Raw genomic sequence first — 19,582 nt, 5'->3', positions numbered from 1 at the left:
CCTCAGCCCTGGTTGGTGTTCTGTGCCATGAGCAGCACGACATCGTCGAGCGATGCGCCGCCGAGAATCGCCGCGACCGGCAGATCGCGATCCAGCTCCGCCTTCACGCGCTTGCGGAAGTCCAAGGCCTGTAGGGAATCGAGGCCGAGTGCGACCAACGGCATGGTGGCGTCGATGGATTCGGCGCTGTCACCGCCGATCACCTTGAGCAGTTCGGTGCGCATGCGCAGGTCGAGCGGGAAACTGTCGATGGGTGCGGCGACGACGGGCGCAGGCGCGGCCGTCGGAACCACGTCGGCGGATGCCTGGGTCGCCTGCGGTGCCCGCGTCTCGGTTTCGAGGCCGGTGAGCACGCTGGCCTGGCCGAACGCCCCGAGTACCTCGCGCAGGAAGTCCCAGTCGGCGGCGATGATCATGCCGTCGCGAACCGGCGCGGCCAGTCCGGCCTCGATCGCGTCGGCAGGCACCATCGGGAACACGCCTGCCTCTTCCACCCGGGCGAAACCGGCATCGTCGAGCGGACCGGCCACACTCCACAGACCCCACTGCAGGCTCGCGGCGGCGATGCCACGGGCGCGGAGTCGGCGGGCCGCCACGTCGAGCATGCGGTTGGTCACCGCATACAGAACCTGCCCGCGTCCGCCCAGCGTCGCCGCCATCGACGAGCACAGCAGGACCCGGCAGTCCACGGTCAGCGCGACCGCGTCGATGAGGTTGTCCAGGCCGCGCAGCTTCGCGGCGGCGGCGGTGCGCACGGCGCCGCCGGTGATCTGCTCGAGTTCGGCGTCCACATAGTTCACCGCGGCATGGATCACCAGATCCACCGGACGACCGGCGATCTCGGCGCCGAAGGCAGTCGCGGCCGCGACGTCGCCGACATCGCAGGATCGCACCACGATCTCGGTCGCGCCGATACCGCGCAGCCGAGCCAGTTCCGGTGCCAGCGCGTCGGTTTCGCCGCTGCGGCTCAGCAGCGTGACCCGGCCCGCACCCGTGCGCGCCAGGTGATCGGCGAACCGCAGACCCAGCTGACCGGTGCCGCCCACGATCACCACGTGATCGAGATCGGTGCCCAGCGAGCCGGTTTCGTCGGTCGTATCGACGATTAGCCGCTTCACGAACAGTTTGCCCGCCCGCAGCGCCAGCTCGGCCTCACCGCTCGAGTGCACCGCGCCGACGATCTTGGCGGCTTGCGCGGGCGCGGATTCGCTCGCGGCGAGATCGAGATGGCGGAAGTGGATGCCGGGGTGTTCGATGCCGACACTGCGAAATCCGGCGCTGACGCCCGACTGGAACAGTCCGGGAATCGGGTCACCGTCGTGCACGGTCTCGCCGCCGGTGGTGAGCAGCCAGCACTCACCGCCGGGACGCAGCGCGGATACCGCTGGGGCCCAGGCGCGTTCGGCATAGAAGTCGACCAGCGCGTCGATCGCACCGGCACTGTCGTCGTCGGGGCTAGGCGGGAGCAGGACGATCACGGTATCGGTCGGCTGTTCGTCGCCAGGTCCACCCGCGGCGACAACGCGCGCCTCGGCGCCGTGGCGGTCCGCCGCGGAGACCAGCGCGGCGGCCAGCTCGGAGCATTCGCCCGTGGGGTCGACGATGAGCAGGCTGCGCGGCGCGGTCAGGGCGCGACGCAGCAGTGGCGTCCACTGTTCCACCAGCCGTTGGGGTTTCGGGGTGGCGACGGCGAGTTCGGCGGGAGTCTCGTTGACGCCGAGGGGTGCCCAGAGACGCTTGGGGTTGGTGACGGTGTGCGGGAAGTCGCGCAGCGGCAGGGTGACGGTGTCGTCGACGCGCAGCGCGTCCCAGCGGTAGTCGAGGTCGAGGACGGCGACCTGGGCGAGATTGCGGGTGAACTCCGACAGGCCGTCCGCGGTGCGCAGCGAGGTGCCGAGGACACGGAAGTCGCGCGCGGGCAGGCCGGGACGGTTCGGGACGAGGCCGAGGTTCTCCTGGATGGCCAGTTGCAGCACGGGGTGCTCGGCGACCTCGATCAGCAGGTCGACGCCGTCACTGCCCGCGCTGACCACGGCCCGGTCGAACCGGACGCGGTTGCGCAGGTTCCAGAACCAGTACTCCTCCTGCTTGAGGTCGGGGGTGATCTTCTCGCCGAGAGTCGCGCCATAACAGGCGATCTCGGACTCGGTGAAGTTCGGTGTGCTCATCTCGTCACCGAGGAAGCCCTCGAAATCGGACCGCACCTCGGCCACGATGGACGTGTGCGCCGGGAAGGCGACCCGGATCTCCCTGGCGAACTGGCCGCGTGCGGTGGCCGCGGCCACCAGGTCGACCACGGCGCCGCGTTCACCGGAGATGGCGATGATGTGCGGCGAATTGACCACGGCGAGTTCGGCCCACCCCGAGTGCCGCGCCATCAGCGCTTCCACACTCTCGCGGTCCATGCCGAAGACCGCCATCGAATAGCCGCGCGGGGACAGCCGATCCGCGAGCAGGGCGCGATGGGTCACCGCGAGCACCGAATCACGCAGCGTCATCACCCCGGAGACCGCGCCCGCGGCGAGCTCGCCCTGGCTGTGGCCGACGGTCGCGTGCGGATCCACACCCGCCGCTCGCCACACTGCGGCCAGGCCCGTCATGTGGAACATCAACGCGGGCTGCACTTCCCACACCGTGTCCTCGTACTGCCCTTCGTGGCCGAGCAGATAGTGCAGCGGCTGGGAGTGCCCGAAGCGTTCGGCGTGGATGGCGGCGCACTCGTCGACCACCGCGCGGTAGTCGGCCGACAGCTCATAGAACGTCGCGCCCATGCCGGGCCGCTGACTGCCTTGACCGGGGAAGACGAACCCGACCCGACGCGCACTCGCCGGCACGTCGCCGTGCACGACGAGCGCGTGCTCGGCGCCGGTCGCGATGGCGTCGAGGGCGGAGAACAGCTCGTCAGTCGCCCGCGCCGAGGGTGCTGCGTCCGGGTCGGCGACCGACGGCGAGGCCAGGATCAGGGCCCTGCGGCGACGGGCCGAACGGGTGCGGAACAGCATGTCCGCCAACCGTTCCGGAGTCACCTCGGGATGCGCGGCGACGTAGTCACGCAGCGCGGCGGCCTCGGCGCGCAGGCCGTCGACACTGTCGGAGGACAGCAGCACGGGAACGCTGCCGTCCGGCAAGCGGTACTCAGCCATGGTTGGTCTCCTCCAGCACCGGCAGGCCGACGATGGCGTGCGCATTGGTTCCCGCGACACCGAACGAGGACACGGCGGCGTAGCGCAGGCCGTCCGCGCGCGGCGCCCAGTCGGTGAGTTCGGCTGCCAGCCGCAGACTGGTCGCGTCCCAGTCGATGTCGGTGGTCGGGGCGTCGGCCCACAGGCTCGGCGCGATGGCGCCGTGCGCACCGCACAGCAGCACCTTGATCAGCCCGAGCATCCCCGAGGCCGCCTGGGCGTGCCCGGCGTTGGACTTCACCGAACCCAGCAGGGGGGCGTCGGTGCGATCAGGATTGCCGTAAGCCGCTGCCAGCGCGGTCAATTCGAGTGGATCGCCCACCGCGGTACCGGTGCCGTGGCCTTCGATCAGGCCGATGTCGTCGGCACTGATTCCGGCCGCGGCGACCGTGTCCTCGATCAGCCGCTGCTGCGCGCTCGCGCTGGGTACCGCGATCGGGGCGCCCGCACCGTTGTGGTTGACCCGCGAACCGAGCAACTGCCCGTAGATCCGGTGGCCCAGTGCCTTCGCCCGCGATTGCCGTTCCAGCACGATGACTCCCGCGCCTTCGGCCCACAGGGTGCCGGTCGGGTCGGCGGCGTAGGAACGGCAGTGGCCGTCGGTGGCCAGGGCATTGTTCTTGGAGAACTCGTAGAACGCGCCGGGCGAACCCATCACGCACACTCCGCCCGCCAGCGCCCAGTCGCACTCGCCCGCGCGGATCGCCGAGGCCGCCTGATGCACGGCGGTCAGCGACGACGCGCACGCGGTGTCCACGCTGATCGAGGGACCGACCAGGCCGAGACCGTGCGAAATCCGCCCGGCCACCGCACCGAGCGCGGTGCCGGTCGCGCGGTAGCCGCTGTACTCGTTCACCGACCCGACCCGCGGCCCGTACTCGGCCGCCGAGACACCCATCCACACACCGGCCGAATCACCGTCGAGCGCGCCGGGATTGATGCCCGCGTGCTCGAGCGCGCGCCAGGCCACCCGCATGGCCACCCGCTGCTGGGGATCCATCGCCACCGCTTCGCGCGGTGTGATGCCGAAGAACTGCGCGTCGAACTCGGTGGCGCTGTCGAGGAATCCGCCCGCGTCGCGGACCGGCGCCCAGCCCTCGAGCCTGCCGAGGGCGAACAACTCGTCGAGCGGCCAGTCACGATCGCGCGGGAACGGGCCGATCAGCTCGCGCCCGGCGGCCAGTGCGGACCAGAATTCGGGCAGTGTGTCGACGCCGCCGGGGGCTTCGACGCCCATCCCGACGATGACGATGGGATCGGAGTTCATCGCGCGAGCGCCTTGCCGACGAGCACCTCGGCGATGCCGTCGATGTTCTCGTCGAGGTAGAAGTGGCCGCCCGCGAACAGGTTGACCTCGATCTCGGCGGTGGTGCTCTGGTCCCAGCCGTAGAGGTCGCGCGGGCCGACGAACGGGTCGTCGTCGCCACCCAGGACAAGCACGGGTGCCGTGACAGTCACCTCGGGGCCGCACGAATAGGCGTCGAAGGCACGGTAATCGGCCTTCAACACCGGCAGCGCCATCCGCATCACCTCACGGCTGGCCATCACGTCGGCGCCGGTGCCGTTGAGCGTGCTCATGTGGTCGAGCAATTCGTCGTCCTCGGTGGGATGGCCTGGGAGTTCGGCGATTCGGTGCGGTGCGGCGGCCGCGGAGACCACCAGCAAACGCACAGGCAACCCCGCAGCTTCCGCCAAACGGACGAACTCGAACGCGACGATGGAGCCCATGCTGTGGCCGAACACGGTCAGCGGCGCACCGGTGTTGTGGGCGGAGTCGCGGAAGGCGGCGAAGGCGCCTGCGGCCAGCTCGGGCAGCGTGTCGGCGGCGGCTTCGCGCGCACGATCCTGACGGCCGGGGTACTGCACGATCACGGTGTCGAAGTCGGCGGCCGTACGCTTGGCGAACACTCGGTAGGCAGAGGCGCCCGCGCCCGCGTGCGGGAAGACGATCAGTGGCGGTAGGGAATCGGTCCTGGGGGCCTGAAATTGCCTGATCCAGCCGAGTTCTCTTGCCATGTCGCTCTCCCTCACCGGCCACGCGAAGCCGCGCGGCCGTTTCGCACTATCCAACGCCGCGCTCACGCGCGGGCCCGCCCGGCGCTGTCGTCCGGAACCGGGGCGAATCCTGTTGCATCCGAATTCGACCCGAATAACGGACGCCCGGCTATTACCGGGCGATCGGTCGGGCAACAGTAACACCCGGCCATTAGTATAGGCTAGCCTTACCCATCGAGGTGACCAAGGTTACGATTGAACGGAGCACCGAGTAGATGAACCCCGCCGGGACCCCCACCGCGCTGCCCCGCGAGCAGACCGATCTGCCCGCCGAGGTGGCCGCCGCGCCCGCGCCCGCGCTGCCCGTCTTCGCGGCGCCGTTCAGCCTGCGCCTGGCCGATCCCGACGGCACCGACCCCGAACTGCTCGCCGAATGGATGGCCCGCCCGCACCTGCTCGAATCGTGGGAACAGGACTGGGACGCCGAGCGCCGCCGCGACAACTTCCGCGCGCAACTGGCCGGAACCTATTCCCGCCCTTGCATTCTCAGCCTGGACTTCGCTCTGCTCGGCGAGCCCGAACTCGGCGTGCGCGATATCGCCTACCTGGAGTTCTACCGCGCCGCCAAGGACGAGATCGGCCGCTTCTACGACAGTCATCCCAGCGACATCGGCTTCCATATCGCCACCGCCGACACCGCGGTGATCGGCAAGGGCATCATGTCCGCCTGGATTTCCTCCATGACCACCGCCGTCTTCGCCGCCGATCCCGATTGCCGCCGCGTGCTGGGCGACCCCGACCACCGCAACGTGGCGATCGCCCGCAGCCTGGCCAAGGCCGGGTTCCAGCTGATCGGCGAGATCGACGTCCGGCCCGATCGGCGAATCGCGTTGCAGTACGTGCCGCGCACTCCCGAAGACGTCATCGCGCCGCGCTGAGCGCGAACACAAGAGCCCCTTCTCGTCGACTTCTCGACCGGAAGGGGCTCTTGTCTGCGCTCAGCGCGAGATAGCGCCGGCGCGCGCGCGAGCCGGCACCGTCTGCAGCACCCGGTCCGAGAGTTCGCCGAGGCAACTGAGGTTCGGGAACCCCGGCCCCTGCGCCATCGCGGCCATGTTGGGGAGATAGAGCTTGCCGCCGAGCCCGGTGACGGCCAGGTCGTAGCCGATCGACGATTCGATCCGCGACTGCGTCAACGCTCCGCCGACGGCGAGTTCGAGCAGGTCCGCGGTGCGCTGATCGAACAGCTCGAGGAACCACAGCGGCTGGCCGCCGGTGGCATCCACCACCAGATCGAAGTTGTGCACCTGATCGGCGCGCAACTCGTTGCTCAGCGTCAATGCCAGCGATTCCCCCTGCGGCGCGATCTTGGTGACCCGGCCCTGCAGGTGATGAACGCGGTTGTCGCCCAACAGGCTTTCCTGCACGCGCACCGAGAACACCCCGCGGTCGGTGCGCCGGATCACGTCGCGCCGTTCCTGGATGCTCAGCGCCGCCCATTTCACGGGATCGCTGAACAGCGAGTTCTCGAAGAAGCTCTCGCCGCGGGTGTAGAGGGTGGCCAGCGGGGAGATCACCGAGATGGTGAGCATCTCGTGCCGAACCAGCTCGTCCAGCGCCGAGCCGCCGGTCTCGCCACCACCGATCACCGCGGCGCGGGAGGCAGCGGGCAGCGTGCGTTTGCCCGCCCTGTCCCAGAATTCGGCGATGCTGAGCACGCGCGGATGGTCGAGCAGGGCCCGGCTGCTGCGACCGGGACCGGTGATCATCAGGCCGTCGGCGGTCAGTTCGCTGCGCGCGCCGTCGGCGTCGACCACGTCGACCTGCCACTGCTCGCCGTCGCCGTGACTGACGCGCTCCACGCGACCGAGCACCAGCTCGAGGTCGATGGACTTCGCGACCCACTGCAGGTACTTGGCCCACACATGGTGCTGCGGACTGGGTCTGCCGCGGTCGATCCACTCGGCGTAGGTGCCGTGCTCGATCAGGAACGTGGTCCAGCTGAAGGCGGACATCGCGTGATCGATATCGCGGTTGCGACCGCGCGCCCAGGTGGAGTGGTACGGGAAGCCGATGTCCTTCTCGGGACTGGTGCCGAGACGGTGCTGCCCGTCGGTCCAGCCGCCGGTGGGCAGCCAGTTACCGCCGACGGCGTGCGCCTCGACCACGACCACGCGCGGAGCGGGCATTCCGAGCGAGCGCAGAACGTGCGATTTAGTCGCCACCGCAAGGGCTTTCGGCCCCGCGCCGACTACCAGGAGGGTTTCCACCGGTTCGTTCTCCACTCTCTCACGCACCAGCCCATATTTGCATAGGCTTACCTTATTTAACCACCGGAGCGGACAAACAAGTGTCGTTAGGCTAACCTAACGCTATGGGTAAGGGATTGAATGGTCTGATAACCAAGGCCTGGGGCGGTGCCGACTACCGGCTGACGGTGACGTCCAACGAACAGATCACCGACAAGTTCGTCCGCATCGGCTTCACCGCGGGTGGCCTGCTCGCCGACCACCCGGTACACCCGACCCAGTGGATCCGCCTGTGGATTCCCGACGCGAACAGCGACAAGCTGCACCACCGCGGCTACACCCTGGTCGACCAGAACCCTGACGCGGACACGATGAGCATCGACTTCGCCCTGCACAACGGCCCGGCAGCCGACTGGGCGCGCCGCGCGAAGCCGGGCGACCCGCTCGACGCCACCGTGCTCGGCTCGGATTTCCAGCTGCCCGAGCAGACGCCGAGCGAGTACGTCATCTTCGGCGACACCGCCTCCTTGCCCGCCATCAACTCGCTGCTCGACGCCATCGGCGACACCCCGGCGCGCGTCTGGCTGGAATGGCAGTACGAGTCCGACCAGACCATCCCGGTCAGCAACAAGCCCCACCACACCCTCACCTGGGTCCAGCGCATCGACGACGGCCGCCTGCTGCGCGAGGCCGCTCAGGAAATCACCTGCGTACCGGGCACTTACGGGTGGGTCACCTGCGACGGGCACACCACCCGCTCGATCGTGAAGACCCTCAAGACCCAGCACGCCCTGCCCAAGACCTCGATCAAGGCGCAGGCCTACTGGAAGTAAGGCCCGCGAGGCGGGTAGCGGCGTAGCGGGATTTCGGCAAGTGTGAGGGGCGGAAGTCGTCCCCTGCCTGCGAGGAGAGCACCGTGTCCATTCTCGACGCCGCCACCCCCTTCGGCGAAGAAGTCGGCAAGCGGCTGGCCCGCGAACACGTGATCTGGTTGACCACCGTCGGTGCGAACGCCACTCCGCAGCCGAACCCGGTGTGGTTCCACTGGGAGAACGACGAATTCCTCATCTTCACCATGCCCGAGGCGAAGAGGCTGCGTCACCTCGCGCACAATCCGCGGGTCGCGCTGAATTTCAATGCCACCGCGTCCGGCGGCGAGGTGGCTGTCTTCACCGGCACGGCGCGGGTGGACGAACCTCCCACCGAGGACGAGATCGCCCACTACGCACGGAAATACACCAAGGGTTTCGTCGACATCAAGATGACCCGATCCGAATTCTTCGAGACCTACTCGGTGCCGATCCGCATTGCCCCGGACCGCCTGCGCGGCTTCTGAACTGCCGTGGTGCGTGCACCGGATCCCGGCGAGTACTGTGGCGATCTCCGTCCGTATCACGGTGGGAGCCGACATGCAGTTCAAACAGTCGAGCAAGCTCGCGAACGTTTCCTATGAAATCCGCGGCCCGATAGCCGAGCACGCCGCTCGACTAGAGGTCGAGGGACACCGGGTGATCAAGCTCAATACCGGTAATCCGATGCAGTTCGGGTTCGACGCACCGTCGGAGCTGCTGCGCGACATCATCGCCAACCTGCCGGCGTCGGCGGGCTACGCGACCTCGAAGGGGTTGCTGCCCGCCCGGCGCGCGGTGGTGCAGTACTACGAGGACCGCGGCGTGGACGACCTCGATATCGAGAACGTCTTCCTGGGCAACGGCGCGTCCGAACTCATCATGATGGCGATGACCGCGCTCATCGAGAACGGCGACGAAGTCCTCGTCCCCGCACCGGATTTCCCGCTGTGGACCGCCGCGGTGCATCTCAACGGCGGCCGGGCAGTGCACTATCTCTGTGACGAGGGCGCCGACTGGTATCCCGACATCGCCGATATCGCGGCCAAGATCACCGACCGCACGCGGGCCATCGTGATCATCAACCCGAACAACCCGACCGGCGCGGTATACCCCACCGAGGTGCTCGAGCAGATGCTCGAGCTCGCCCGCCAGCACAATCTGATCGTCTGTTCCGACGAGATCTACGACAAGATCCTCTACGACGACGTGGCCCACACCGTCACCGCCTCACTCGCGCCCGACCTGCTGTGTCTGACGTTCAACGGCTTGTCCAAGGCCTACCGGCTCGCCGGCTTCCGGTCCGGCTGGCTCACCGTCTCCGGGCCGACGCGTCATGCCGAGAGCTACCTCGAGGGTCTCACGATGCTGTCCGGTTTGCGGTTGTGCGCGAATGTGCCCGCACAGCAAGCTGTTCAGGCGGCGCTGGGCGGACATCAGAGCATCCACGAACTCACCCTGCCCGGCGGGCGACTGCTCGAGCAGCGCGATCGCGCGTGGTCGGCACTCAATGCGATTCCGGGTGTGTCGTGCGTGAAGCCCAAGGGCGCGCTGTACGCCTTCCCCAAGCTCGACCGGGAGACCTACCGAATCGACAACGACGAGAAATTCGTGCTGGACCTGTTGCTGGCCACCAAGATTCACGTCGTGCAAGGCACCGGCTTCAACTGGCCCTCCCCCGACCATTTCCGCATCGTCACCCTGCCGCAAGCCGATGAGCTCGACCAGATCATCGGCCGGATCGGCGAATTCCTCTCCACCTACCATCAGTGAACTCGACCTCGGCGGTGTCGCGACACCGCCGAGGCCTGGCGTTTACGCGGAGACCGGCTCCAGCCGCCAGCCGGTTGCCCGCTCGCGCTCGTTCCAGAACGCGGCGTAGCGGCCGTTCAGCGCGAGAAGCTCGGCGTGCGTGCCGCGTTCGGAGATGCGGCCCTTGTCCAGGAACAGGATCTGGTCGGCGTGGGCGATCGTCGAGAGCCGGTGCGCGACGACGAGAACCGTTTTATCCCTCGTGAGTTGGTGGATGCCACGGACCACGACGGCCTCGCTGTGCGGGTCGAGCGCGCTGGTGGCCTCGTCGAGCAGCACGATCGGGGCGTCCTTGAGCAGGGCGCGGGCGATCGAGACCCGTTGACGCTCACCGCCGGACAGCGAGGTGCCGCCTTCGCCGACGGTGGTGTCGAAGCCGTCCGGCAGCCGTTCGACGATCTCGTCGACCCTGGCGGCGATCGCCGCGCGGTGCAGTTCGTCCTCGGTGGCGTCGGGCTTGCCGATGCGGATGTTGTCGGCGACCGAGCGGTTGAACAGGTAGACGTTCTGGAAGACCAGCGAAAGCTGATCGAGCAAGGTGTCGGAAGGCTGTTGGCGCACATCGTGTTCGCCCACCGAGACCACGCCGGACTCGACGTCGTAGAAACGGGCGGCGAGACGCAGCAGGGTGGTCTTGCCCGATCCACTCGGCCCGACGATGGCGGTGGTGGTGCCCGCGGGGACGGTGAACGTCAGATCCGACAGCACCGGTTCGCCCGGGCGGTAGCCGAAGCTCACCTCGTCGAAGACCACCGCGGGCGCACCCGGGGTAACCGGTTCGGTGGCGGCGGGCAGCGGCGATTCGGCGAGCAGGTCGGTGATGCGGTCGGCGGCCGCGGCGGCCGAACGCAGGGCCGTACCCAGCTGGGCGGCCTGGTTCACCGGTTCGATGAAGCGCGCGCTCACCGCGATCAGCGCGATCGCCGCGGCGGCCGAGATCGCGCCATCGGTCACCTGGACGACCGCGATATAGGCGAGCACCAGGAATACGGCCTGCACGAACAGCGCGAACACGGTCAGCCCCGGCACGGTCGCGACCATCATCTTCAGCACGGCCGAACGCTGCTGTACCAGCGCCGAATCCAGCTTCTTGTTGCCCGCGCCGACCGCGCCGAACGCGCGCAATACCGGCTGGGCCTGCGCGAACTCCACCACCCGCGAGTCGGCTTCGGCCGCCGCGGCGTGCAGCCGGGTGTCGGCGCCGGTGTAGGCTCGATTGGCGAGATTGTTCACCAGGTAGAGCACCGGTGCGGCGAGCAACATCGCCACGCCGACGCGCCAGTCGATGAACAGCATCCCGATCGCGACGACCAGCGGCACGATGATGCCGGTGAGCACCTTGGTGAGCAGATAGGCGATCAGGCCCTGCATTTCACGCACCTGCTCGACCATCACCCGCGAGAGCGGGCCCGCGTCGCGATCTTCGAACCAGCCCAGCGGCAACGCGTTGAGCTGATCGCCGAGCCGGGTCTGCAGTCCACGCTGCATGCCGAGGCCGATGCGCAGCCCGATCACGGCCTGCAGGTAACCGAAGACGACCACACCGGCCACGGCGGCGGCCATGCCGAGCGCCCACAGCCACGCGCCGCTCAGATTGTCGTCGAACAGCGCCTCCAGCACGGGAACCAGCAGCAGATACGCGATGGCCTGGCACAGCGCCTGCACCACGATCACGCCGAGCAGCCGCGAGATCAGCGGGGCGAACTCGTCGGGGACGAGCCGGAAAACCTTGCGAATCATCGTGTCTCCTCCACCAGGGCGAGCGCGCCGAGGGCTGCTTCGTTGATCTCCCACAGCCGCTGATATAGGCCGCCCGCGGCCCGCAGTTGCTCATGCGTGCCCTGTTCGACGAGAGCTCCGTTGTCCAGCACCAGAATTCGATCGACGCCGGTGATGGTGTGCAGACGGTGCGCGATGACGAGCACCGTGCGCCCGGCGACCAGGGCGGCCAGCGCGTCCTGGACCGCGGCCTCGGACTCGGGGTCGGCGAACGCGGTCGCCTCGTCGAGGACGAGTACCGGGGTGTCGGCCAGCAGGGCGCGGGCGATCGACAGGCGCTGCGCCTCACCGCCGGAGAGCGTGGCGTCGACGCCGATCTCGGAGTCGTAGCCGCGCGGCAGCGCCAGGATCCGGTCGTGGATCTGGGCGGCCCTCGTCGCGCGCTCGATGGCTTCGGCGTCCGCGTCGGGGCGGGCCAGCAGGAGGTTCTCCCGGATGCTGCCGCGGATCAGGCGAACATCCTGGAAGACGAATCCGACTGTGCGGTAGAGTTCTTCGCTGGTGAACTCGCGAATATCGCGACCGTCGATGGTGATTCGGCCCGCACCCACGTCGTAGAAGCGGGGCAGCAGCTTGGCCAGGGTCGACTTGCCGGAACCGCTCGGGCCGACCAGGGCGGTGATGGTGCCGGGAGTCAGTTCGAGGTCGACGCCGCGCAGCACATCATGGCCGGTGCGGTAAGCGAACTCGACGCCTTCGAAGCGCACGACGCCGGTCTGGACGCCCGCCGGTGTTTCGGCGATCTCCAATTCCGGGGTCTGCAGCAGTTCGTGCAGTCGCAGGGCCGCGGCGCCACCGGCGCGCAGGGCCTGCGAGCCGTAGCCCAGGCCCAGCAGCGAACTGCCGATGCCGAGCCCGACCAGCAGGAACGGCAGCAGATCCAGCGGGTCCACCCAGCCGAGGCCGACCCCGGCGAGGCCACCGAGAACCACGACCAGCATGACGAACACGGGCATCACGACGATGTCGGAGGCCGCCTGCACGCGAATGATCGGCGTCTTCATCCGATGCGCCGCCTGGACCTGGCCTTCGACAGCGTCCTGGAACTCCTTGTGCGCTTTGCCCGCCTGACCGAACGCCCGCACCACCTGGATGCCGTCGACGAACTCGATGGTGGCGGCGGTCAGACGCCGCTCCCAGCGGGTGTACACCGCCACGCGGTCGCGGCCGTCGCGGTCCATGATCTTGCCGAACAGCACGAAGTAGGCGATCAGCGGAATCATCAGCACCAGCGTGAGTCGCCAGTCGACGGTGAACAGGTAGCCGAGGGTGACCAGCGGGACCACCAGCGCGCCGATGAAATCGAGCCGGGCATGCGCGACCAGGAAGTGCAGGGCGTCGACATCGTCGCGCAGATAGCCCTTGACCTCACCGGAGCTGCGCTCACCGAACCAGCCGAGCGGCACCCGGGTGAGCTTGGCCGCGAGCAGCCTGCGCAGCGTGAGCTGGTAGCCGGCGTCGACCGCGTGCGACCAGCTGAGCGCGACGACCTGCAGGGAGGCACGCGCGACGAGCACGAGCACGGCAGCGCCGAACAGCCACCACACCCGGTCGGTGTCGACCGGGGAGTTCAGCAGTTCGCGGCAGGCCGCGACGATCAAGATGAACGGGACCACCGAGCACACCGAGGCGAGCGCCACGATCAGGCTCGCCACCGTCAGCATCCCCGATACCGGCGCCAGAATCTCCTTGCGCGCCAGCGCTTCCCGCTGCTTCTGCGCTTTCGCTGCCGCCTTGGGCAGCCGGTTCCCCGACTCCGCCCCCGGTGGCGGCGCTACCTGCACCGTCATATCGTTCTCGCCTCTCGACCTGTCCGCGGCAACTCCGCAGAAGGTAGGTTAGCCTAAGTTGAGCGGTTGTGGCCGATCGGGGAAGGTTGTGTGAACTGCCAGTCAACCCGTCGGCATTGCGCGATTTCGCGCGTAATTTCCTCCGCCGATTGCCATTCCGACCCCGGAAAACTGTCGCCCGAACAGGCGCATCGGGCAATGCAGATACATCTGGAATGCAGCGTCGACCTGTGCCGGGTGCGACGGCGTGCGCGCCAAGTCCTCGTCGAAGCGAAACTGATGGTGCTCGATCAGCGGGCGGGCTAGCGATTGGGCGGCGGAATTCAGGGAATGCGGTGGCCATGTTCACTCCCCTGCCACCTTCGGCCGCCTGGCTGCATCGTGACGCGCGCACCGGATTCGAAGTGACATATTTCCGCGACGATGCGCGCGGACTTCTCGTCGAGGGGTGTGCGACGGCGGTCGAGGACGGCATCGTCTGGGCGATCGACTATCGGCTGCGGCTCGACGGGGGCTGGAATACCCGGTCGGCGCAGATCGTCGGGCGCTATCCCGAGGGCAGGCGGTCGGTGCAGGTGCAGTCCGACGGGTTGGGGCGCTGGCAGGTCGACGGCACGCTCGCGCCCGAACTCGACGGGTGCCTCGATATCGATCTCGAGGCGTCGGCGTTCACGAACGCCTTGCCGGTGCATCGCCTCGGGCTCGCGGTCGGTGACGCGGCCGACGCGCCCGCGGTCTACCTCCGGGCCGCCGACCTCACCGCGGCCCGGTTGCCGCAGCGCTATCGCCGCATCGCCGACGGGGCCGGTCAGCGCTATGCCTACAGCTCTCCCGACTTCGACTTCCAGGCCACGCTGGACTACGACGAGTCGGGCCTGATCGTGGAGTACCCGGGAATCGCGACGCGCACCGCCTGAACCCCACGGCGGAGCACGTTCACCGGACAGACCACACTTGCTTCATGCGACGTAGGCAGCAGCCGCCGCTGCCGAAGCGGCACGGCCTCGATCCCGCCCGACTCCGGCTCCCGGAGGACGGGCAGTGGGCGACCGTGCGCGACCACCTCGTCGAGCGGTTGCCGCGGGTGGATCCGGCCAGGATCGACGCGATGCTGATGGCGGGTGAGATCGTGGACCTGGAAGGTCCGCTGGCACCGGACGCACCGTTCGTGCCGGGTAGTGCCGTGTGGTTCCACCGCGATCTGCCCGTCGAGACCGAGGTGCCGTTCGATATCGGCATCGTGCACCGCGACGACGACATCCTCGTGATCGACAAGCCGCATTTCCTGGCGACGATCCCGCGCGGCCAGCACATCCTGCAGACCGCGCTGGTGCGGTTGCGCAACGACCTCGACCTCCCCGATCTGATCCCCGCGCACCGACTGGACCGGGTCACCGCGGGCCTGCTGCTGTTCGTGGTGAATCCGGCGCGGCGCGGGGCGTATCAGACAATGTTCCACCGCAAGACCGTGCGCAAGGAATACGAGGCCATCGCCCCCTACGATCCCGCGCTCGAGCTGCCGCGGACCGTGCGCAGCCGGATCATCAAGGAGAAGCAGGTGCTCGCCGCCTATGAAGTGGACGGCGAGCCCAATGCCGAGACCGAGGTGGAGTTGGTCGAGCACCGCGACGGGCTCGGGCGCTACCGTCTTCGCCCGCACACCGGGCGAACCCATCAGCTGCGGATCCATATGAACGGACTCGGCGTGCCGATTCTCGGCGACGATTTCTATCCGGTGATCACCGATAAGCCGGTCGACGATTACACGCGGCCGTTGCAATTGCTGGCGGCTTCGCTCGAATTCACCGATCCGGTCAGCGGAGTTCCACGGCGGTTCGAGACCCAGCGCACGCTGCGGGCATGGACCGATCCGGCCGGATGGTCCGGATCGCCTGTCGAATAGCTCACAGCACGGCGAATCCCGACGATCTTGATGGTCCTGCTCCCGGCCGCTCAGTGCCGGAGTCGGCATGTTGTCCCGCATTCACCGGACCGTTTTCCTTTCGTGATATTTCCGTACACTCGGTCGGGTGCCCGTACCCGCCATCGCCGATTCCCGGCCGAAGCTGCATGCCTACATCGACATCGCCGTGGTTGTCGTCGTGCTGGCCGGTACCAATCTGATCGCGCACTTCACGACGGCCTGGGCCAATATCGTCACCGTGCCCATCGCGGCGTTCGCGCTGTTGGCGCTGATGCGCAAGCGGGGGCTGGGCTGGGCTGAACTCGGCCTGTCACCGCGGCACTGGAAGCGCGGGACGGTGTATGCCCTCGGCGCGGTCGGGATCGTGTTGACCGCGGTCGCGATCGGCGCTCTCCTACCGCTCACCAGGCCGTTCTTCCTCGCCGATCGATACGCGACGATCTCCGGCGCGCTCATCGCGTCCATGATCGTCATTCCGTTGCAGACGGTGATCCCCGAGGAACTCGCGTTCCGCGGCGTACTCCACGGCACCCTCGATCGGGTCCTCGGCGTTCGCGGGCTCTTCGCGGCGGGCTCGCTGATGTTCGGACTCTGGCATATCGCGTCCTCGTTCGGCCTCACCTCCGGCAACAAGGGGCTGTCCAGCATCGTCGGTGGCGGCTTGCTCGGCCAACTGGTCGGCATAGCGCTGGCCGTGGCTGCCACGGCCGCCGCGGGCGTCGTGTTCACCTGGCTGCGCCGGCGCAGCGGCAGCCTCCTCGCGCCCATCGCTCTGCACTGGTCGCTCAACGGAGCGGGCGCGCTCGCCGCCGCCGTCGTCTGGCACACCGCCCTGCGCTGAGCTCGAACCGGGTAGTCGAACGCCGCGCTCTCAGCGGAAGTGTTGTGTAAAAGTCGAACGCCGCGCACGCCTGGTGGTCGAGTGTCCAGAGGTTTGCCGCTGAGGCTATCGGCACGTCGTGACTGCGTGGAATACTGGCGACCGATTTCTGGCATGACGGCATGCCAGATATAGCGGTTTCCACCGAGAGGGCATTGTCGCCATGAAACGTACGCACACCGGAAGGGTCGTCGCGGTAACCGGCGGCGCCGCCGGGATCGGGCTGGAGATCGCGCGGCAGTTCGCGGTCGCGGGAGCTCGGGTGTGCCTCGGCGATCTGTCGGGAAACGCGGCGCGCGAGGCCGCGGCCGGGTTGCCGGGCACTGTGCACGGGTGCGAGCTCGATGTGACCGACGAGCGGTCGTTTCACGATTTCCTCGCCGTCACCGAGGCGATACTCGGGCCGGTCGATGTGCTCGTCAACAATGCCGGGGTGATGTGGGTCGGGCCGTTCGATACCGAACCCGACAGCGCGACGGCACGGATGCTCGCGGTGAATCTGCACGGGGTGATCCGCGGGGTGCGATTGGCGGCCCCAGCGATGCGGACACGCGGGCGTGGGCACATCGTCACCATCGCGTCTCTCGCGTCCAAGGTGTCCCCCGCCGGTGAAGCGACGTACGCCGCGACCAAACACGGGGTCCTCGGTTATCTGACCGCGGTTCGCGAGGAATTACGCGGCAGCGGCGTGCATCTGACGGCGATCATGCCGGGCGTGGTCGATACCGAGTTGGCAGCCGGAACCGCAACGGGCGCGGCACGATTACTCCAGCCGAGTGATGTCGCCGCAGCCGTTCTCGATGCCGTAGAGCGGCCGCGATTCGAGGTGACACTGCCCGCGCATCTCGGACCGGTGGTCGGTCTCGTCGGCGTGCTGCCACAGTGGTTGCGCGACATCGTCTTGCGGCGGACCGTGCCGAATCAGGTTGTGGCGGTGGCCGGATCGTCGAACCGCTCCGCCTACGAGAAAAGGCTGCTCCGCGGCGAGAGCGATTCCTGAATCCCGGCGTGTCGCTACCGGGGATTCGACGGAATCGACTCGTTGTCGTTGACCGGGGCACGGTCGGCGTTTACGCTCTCTGGCAATCACACATATGTTCGATAGTCCATATGTTCGAGTGGCGGAAGGCGCGACATGTCCGACGATCGGTTGAGCGAGAATGCCGCCATCGCGCCGAACACCGAGATCACAGCGCTCGCCCAGCAGGTCGCGACGGCTCGCGACAAGCTCCCCCTGCAGCACGACACCGCCCTCTACGACGCGCTCTCCGACAACGAGATCCGCGCCGAACGGGAACTGGCCGAATGGATTCGCACGCAGCGACGTAAACAGCGTCGGCGCGCGGTGGGCGACGAGCTCGCCGCCGAACAACGCGACCGCCGCACCAGCGCCCTGATCCGCCGCACCGACGAAGCCGACGCGCGCTGGCATCGCAAGGCGCTGGCCGCACGACGACGGGTGTCGAGCGCCGACGCGCGCCTGGCCCAGTTGTACCGGCGGTCGGAATGGTCATCGCGCGCGCTGATCGGGGTGGTCGTTCTCGGCATGGTGTGGGCCGGGGTCAACGTGCAGCGCAACCTCGTGCCGAGCGGCGACATGAGCGACCCGCTGTACTGGCTCAGCTACGGCATCGAGGCGATGATCTCGATCCCGATCATCGTCATCATGGTCACCGCCACCACCGCGGCCCGCTGGGGACGTGAGCTGGAGCGCGGCAAGGTGATCGTGTTCGAACTCGCCCTGCTCGGCACCACCATCGCTTTGAACGCGGGCCCCCACCTGGCCGCTGGATCCTTCGGTCGCGCAGCCGAATTCGCCATCGCCCCGGTGATGGTGGGGGTGGTGATCTGGTTGCACGCGTGGGTCTCGGCCCGGTACGCGATGTTGATCGAGAGCGCCTCCGTCGAACTGCCCGGCGACGCCGGGTACGTCCCTGCCGAACGGATCGCTGCGACCGCTTATCCACAGAGGGCGACCTCGCTCGGTGATGACAGGCAAGCGCTCGCGCACACGGTGATGAACGGCGTTGCGCCCGAGCTCCGATCGCCGCTGTCCGACCTCGCGGTTGTCGCCTCGACGGCTCCGCCTGCCGCCGAAGTGCGCGACACCCAGTTCTGCGCGATGCCCGACAAGGATTCCCTCGCAGTCGAAACGGATCGCGAGACCATCGCGTCGGCCGAGCAGACTGTCACCGCGAATCGCGAGGTGGCCGAATCGCCTGTCCCGCCGGTCGTCCCGGAGCCGGTGGTCGGCGATACTCCGGCACCGAGCGCTGAACCTGTCGTCGCCGAAGCCGAGACCATCGCGGCGACGGCGGCCGAACGCACCTACCCGCACAGCCTGCGTCGTCCCTCCACCGACAAGTCGCACGCCCCCGGCACCCTCGAGCTGATCCACAAGGCCGCGGCCGACCACCGCCGCAACGGCGCCGAGCACGCGACCCGGACCAATGGCGCCGCCCCCACCCTGCGCCGAATACCGGTCACCACCGTCGCCCACGCCACCGCGGGCGACGCCACCGGTACCGATCCGGTTCCCGAGGCGACGATGCACGCCGGCACCGTCGCCCGTGACCCTGATGGCGACACTCCACCGATCACCGATCCGGTAGCGGTGCACAACGATCCACAGCCCCCCGCCGTGGAGCCGGAGCAGCTGACCCTCACCGCCGAACCCGCCGAGCAACTGGTTTTGCAACCAGAACCCGCGCAGCGTGAACCTGCGGCGCAGACCGCCGAGAAGGTAGCCCCCGCTCCCACAGAACCCGCTCCGGTCGTAACCCCCGAGCCGGTCCAGGTCGCGGCCGACACCGAGCCGGTGGAGGTGGATCTCGACGACGACGAAGACCTCCCCGCCCCGGACGATTTCGACTTCGACGAAGACACCGAGGTCCGTGCCCTGGCCCGCCGTATCGCCCACCGCAGTCCCCTGCGCCTGACCCTGGACCAGATCGAGGAGATCCTCGAGCTCACCGACCAGTCTTGGTCGGCCCGCAGCATCGGCAGCGAAGTCGGCGTCCCGAGCAGCACCGTCACCAACATCGTCGAATTCGCCCACAAGATCCGCCAGCCCTACGCCTTCACCGGCTGACTCCACCGACACAGCGAAGGCCCGCCCCCCGT

Annotated in this window: 15 protein-coding genes; 9 read left to right on the top strand and 6 right to left on the bottom strand. The window is 68.2% G+C overall.

Annotated features, from left to right (window positions below):
* Nucleotides 1-2: 2 nt before the first annotated feature.
* Genes nbtC through QX204_RS02160 form a run of 3 tightly spaced genes read right to left on the bottom strand, consistent with a single transcriptional unit; the run spans nt 3 to nt 5,198 of the window.
* Nucleotides 3-3,143, bottom strand: a complete 3,141-nt coding sequence (gene nbtC / locus QX204_RS02170) for a nocobactin polyketide synthase NbtC (protein ID WP_301904937.1) — start codon at nt 3,141-3,143, stop codon at nt 3-5.
* Nucleotides 3,136-4,449, bottom strand: coding sequence for a beta-ketoacyl [acyl carrier protein] synthase domain-containing protein (locus QX204_RS02165; RefSeq protein WP_301904936.1), 1,314 nt, complete (start codon nt 4,447-4,449; stop codon nt 3,136-3,138). Before QX204_RS02165 ends, nbtC begins: the two co-directional genes overlap by 8 nt.
* The gene (locus tag QX204_RS02160; RefSeq protein WP_301904935.1) at nt 4,446-5,198 is read right to left on the bottom strand and encodes a thioesterase II family protein; all 753 of its coding nucleotides are present in this window, start codon (nt 5,196-5,198) and stop codon (nt 4,446-4,448) included. The genes QX204_RS02165 and QX204_RS02160 overlap by 4 nt, the downstream gene beginning before the upstream one ends.
* A 254-nt stretch (nt 5,199-5,452) precedes the next feature.
* Between QX204_RS02160 and QX204_RS02155 the strand changes: the two genes are divergently transcribed.
* Nucleotides 5,453-6,115, top strand: coding sequence for a GNAT family N-acetyltransferase (locus QX204_RS02155; RefSeq protein ID WP_301904934.1), 663 nt, complete (start codon nt 5,453-5,455; stop codon nt 6,113-6,115).
* 60 nt (nt 6,116-6,175) lie between these two features.
* On the opposite strand, the gene QX204_RS02150 is transcribed toward QX204_RS02155, so the two are convergent.
* Nucleotides 6,176-7,447 carry a SidA/IucD/PvdA family monooxygenase gene (locus QX204_RS02150; RefSeq protein ID WP_301908229.1) on the bottom strand — a complete coding sequence of 424 codons (1,272 nt, stop codon included), beginning with the start codon at nt 7,445-7,447 and terminating at the stop codon, nt 6,176-6,178.
* A 104-nt stretch (nt 7,448-7,551) separates the two neighbouring features.
* Between QX204_RS02150 and QX204_RS02145 the strand changes: the two genes are divergently transcribed.
* From QX204_RS02145 to QX204_RS02135, 3 genes are all read left to right on the top strand, one after another.
* Nucleotides 7,552-8,259 (top strand): siderophore-interacting protein, encoded by a 708-nt coding sequence (locus tag QX204_RS02145; protein ID WP_301904933.1) that lies wholly within the window; start codon nt 7,552-7,554, stop codon nt 8,257-8,259.
* Nucleotides 8,260-8,342: 83 nt separating this feature from the next.
* On the top strand, nt 8,343-8,762 hold the full coding sequence (locus QX204_RS02140) for a TIGR03667 family PPOX class F420-dependent oxidoreductase (RefSeq protein ID WP_301904932.1): 420 nt from the start codon (nt 8,343-8,345) through the stop codon (nt 8,760-8,762).
* A 73-nt stretch (nt 8,763-8,835) separates the two neighbouring features.
* Entirely contained in the window at nt 8,836-10,047 is a 1,212-nt protein-coding gene (locus tag QX204_RS02135) for a pyridoxal phosphate-dependent aminotransferase (protein ID WP_301904931.1), read from the top strand.
* Nucleotides 10,048-10,089: 42 nt separating this feature from the next.
* On the opposite strand, the gene QX204_RS02130 is transcribed toward QX204_RS02135, so the two are convergent.
* Complete coding sequence (locus QX204_RS02130) at nt 10,090-11,826, bottom strand: ABC transporter ATP-binding protein (RefSeq protein WP_301904930.1); 1,737 nt, start codon at nt 11,824-11,826, stop codon at nt 10,090-10,092.
* The gene (locus tag QX204_RS02125; protein WP_301904929.1) at nt 11,823-13,655 is read right to left on the bottom strand and encodes an ABC transporter ATP-binding protein; all 1,833 of its coding nucleotides are present in this window, start codon (nt 13,653-13,655) and stop codon (nt 11,823-11,825) included. The genes QX204_RS02130 and QX204_RS02125 overlap by 4 nt, the downstream gene beginning before the upstream one ends.
* A 341-nt stretch (nt 13,656-13,996) precedes the next feature.
* Between QX204_RS02125 and QX204_RS02120 the strand changes: the two genes are divergently transcribed.
* The 5 genes from QX204_RS02120 to QX204_RS02100 all read left to right on the top strand — a co-directional run bounded on the left by QX204_RS02120 (nt 13,997) and on the right by QX204_RS02100 (nt 19,550).
* Nucleotides 13,997-14,572, top strand: a complete 576-nt coding sequence (locus tag QX204_RS02120) for a putative glycolipid-binding domain-containing protein (protein WP_301904928.1) — start codon at nt 13,997-13,999, stop codon at nt 14,570-14,572.
* Between the two features lie 44 nt (nt 14,573-14,616).
* Complete coding sequence (locus QX204_RS02115; protein WP_301904927.1) at nt 14,617-15,558, top strand: RluA family pseudouridine synthase; 942 nt, start codon at nt 14,617-14,619, stop codon at nt 15,556-15,558.
* Nucleotides 15,559-15,685: 127 nt separating this feature from the next.
* Nucleotides 15,686-16,420 carry a CPBP family intramembrane glutamic endopeptidase gene (locus tag QX204_RS02110; RefSeq protein WP_062982456.1) on the top strand — a complete coding sequence of 245 codons (735 nt, stop codon included), beginning with the start codon at nt 15,686-15,688 and terminating at the stop codon, nt 16,418-16,420.
* Between the two features lie 202 nt (nt 16,421-16,622).
* Complete coding sequence (locus QX204_RS02105; protein ID WP_301904926.1) at nt 16,623-17,459, top strand: SDR family oxidoreductase; 837 nt, start codon at nt 16,623-16,625, stop codon at nt 17,457-17,459.
* A gap of 135 nt (nt 17,460-17,594) precedes the next feature.
* A complete protein-coding gene (locus tag QX204_RS02100) occupies nt 17,595-19,550 on the top strand; it encodes a hypothetical protein (RefSeq protein ID WP_301904925.1) in 1,956 nt (651 codons plus the stop codon).
* Nucleotides 19,551-19,582: the final 32 nt, after the last annotated feature.

The sequence above is a fragment of the Nocardia sp. PE-7 genome (assembly GCF_030486425.1).
In the GTDB taxonomy this organism is placed as follows: domain Bacteria; phylum Actinomycetota; class Actinomycetes; order Mycobacteriales; family Mycobacteriaceae; genus Nocardia; species Nocardia salmonicida_A.
This window is presented reverse-complemented; position numbering and strand designations above follow the sequence as displayed.

What these genes read in the sequence shown, in the direction of transcription:
- nbtC (WP_301904937.1), bottom strand. Translation starts at nt 3,143, where the DNA reads ATGGCTGAGTACCGCTTGCCGGACGGCAGCGTTCCCGTGCTGCTGTCC.
- QX204_RS02165 (WP_301904936.1), bottom strand. Translation starts at nt 4,449, where the DNA reads ATGAACTCCGATCCCATCGTCATCGTCGGGATGGGCGTCGAAGCCCCC.
- QX204_RS02160 (WP_301904935.1), bottom strand. Translation starts at nt 5,198, where the DNA reads ATGGCAAGAGAACTCGGCTGGATCAGGCAATTTCAGGCCCCCAGGACC.
- QX204_RS02155 (WP_301904934.1), top strand. Translation starts at nt 5,453, where the DNA reads ATGAACCCCGCCGGGACCCCCACCGCGCTGCCCCGCGAGCAGACCGAT.
- QX204_RS02145 (WP_301904933.1), top strand. Translation starts at nt 7,552, where the DNA reads ATGGGTAAGGGATTGAATGGTCTGATAACCAAGGCCTGGGGCGGTGCC.
- QX204_RS02135 (WP_301904931.1), top strand. Translation starts at nt 8,836, where the DNA reads ATGCAGTTCAAACAGTCGAGCAAGCTCGCGAACGTTTCCTATGAAATC.
- QX204_RS02130 (WP_301904930.1), bottom strand. Translation starts at nt 11,826, where the DNA reads ATGATTCGCAAGGTTTTCCGGCTCGTCCCCGACGAGTTCGCCCCGCTG.
- QX204_RS02125 (WP_301904929.1), bottom strand. Translation starts at nt 13,655, where the DNA reads ATGACGGTGCAGGTAGCGCCGCCACCGGGGGCGGAGTCGGGGAACCGG.
- QX204_RS02120 (WP_301904928.1), top strand. Translation starts at nt 13,997, where the DNA reads ATGTTCACTCCCCTGCCACCTTCGGCCGCCTGGCTGCATCGTGACGCG.
- QX204_RS02115 (WP_301904927.1), top strand. Translation starts at nt 14,617, where the DNA reads ATGCGACGTAGGCAGCAGCCGCCGCTGCCGAAGCGGCACGGCCTCGAT.
- QX204_RS02105 (WP_301904926.1), top strand. Translation starts at nt 16,623, where the DNA reads ATGAAACGTACGCACACCGGAAGGGTCGTCGCGGTAACCGGCGGCGCC.
- QX204_RS02100 (WP_301904925.1), top strand. Translation starts at nt 17,595, where the DNA reads ATGTCCGACGATCGGTTGAGCGAGAATGCCGCCATCGCGCCGAACACC.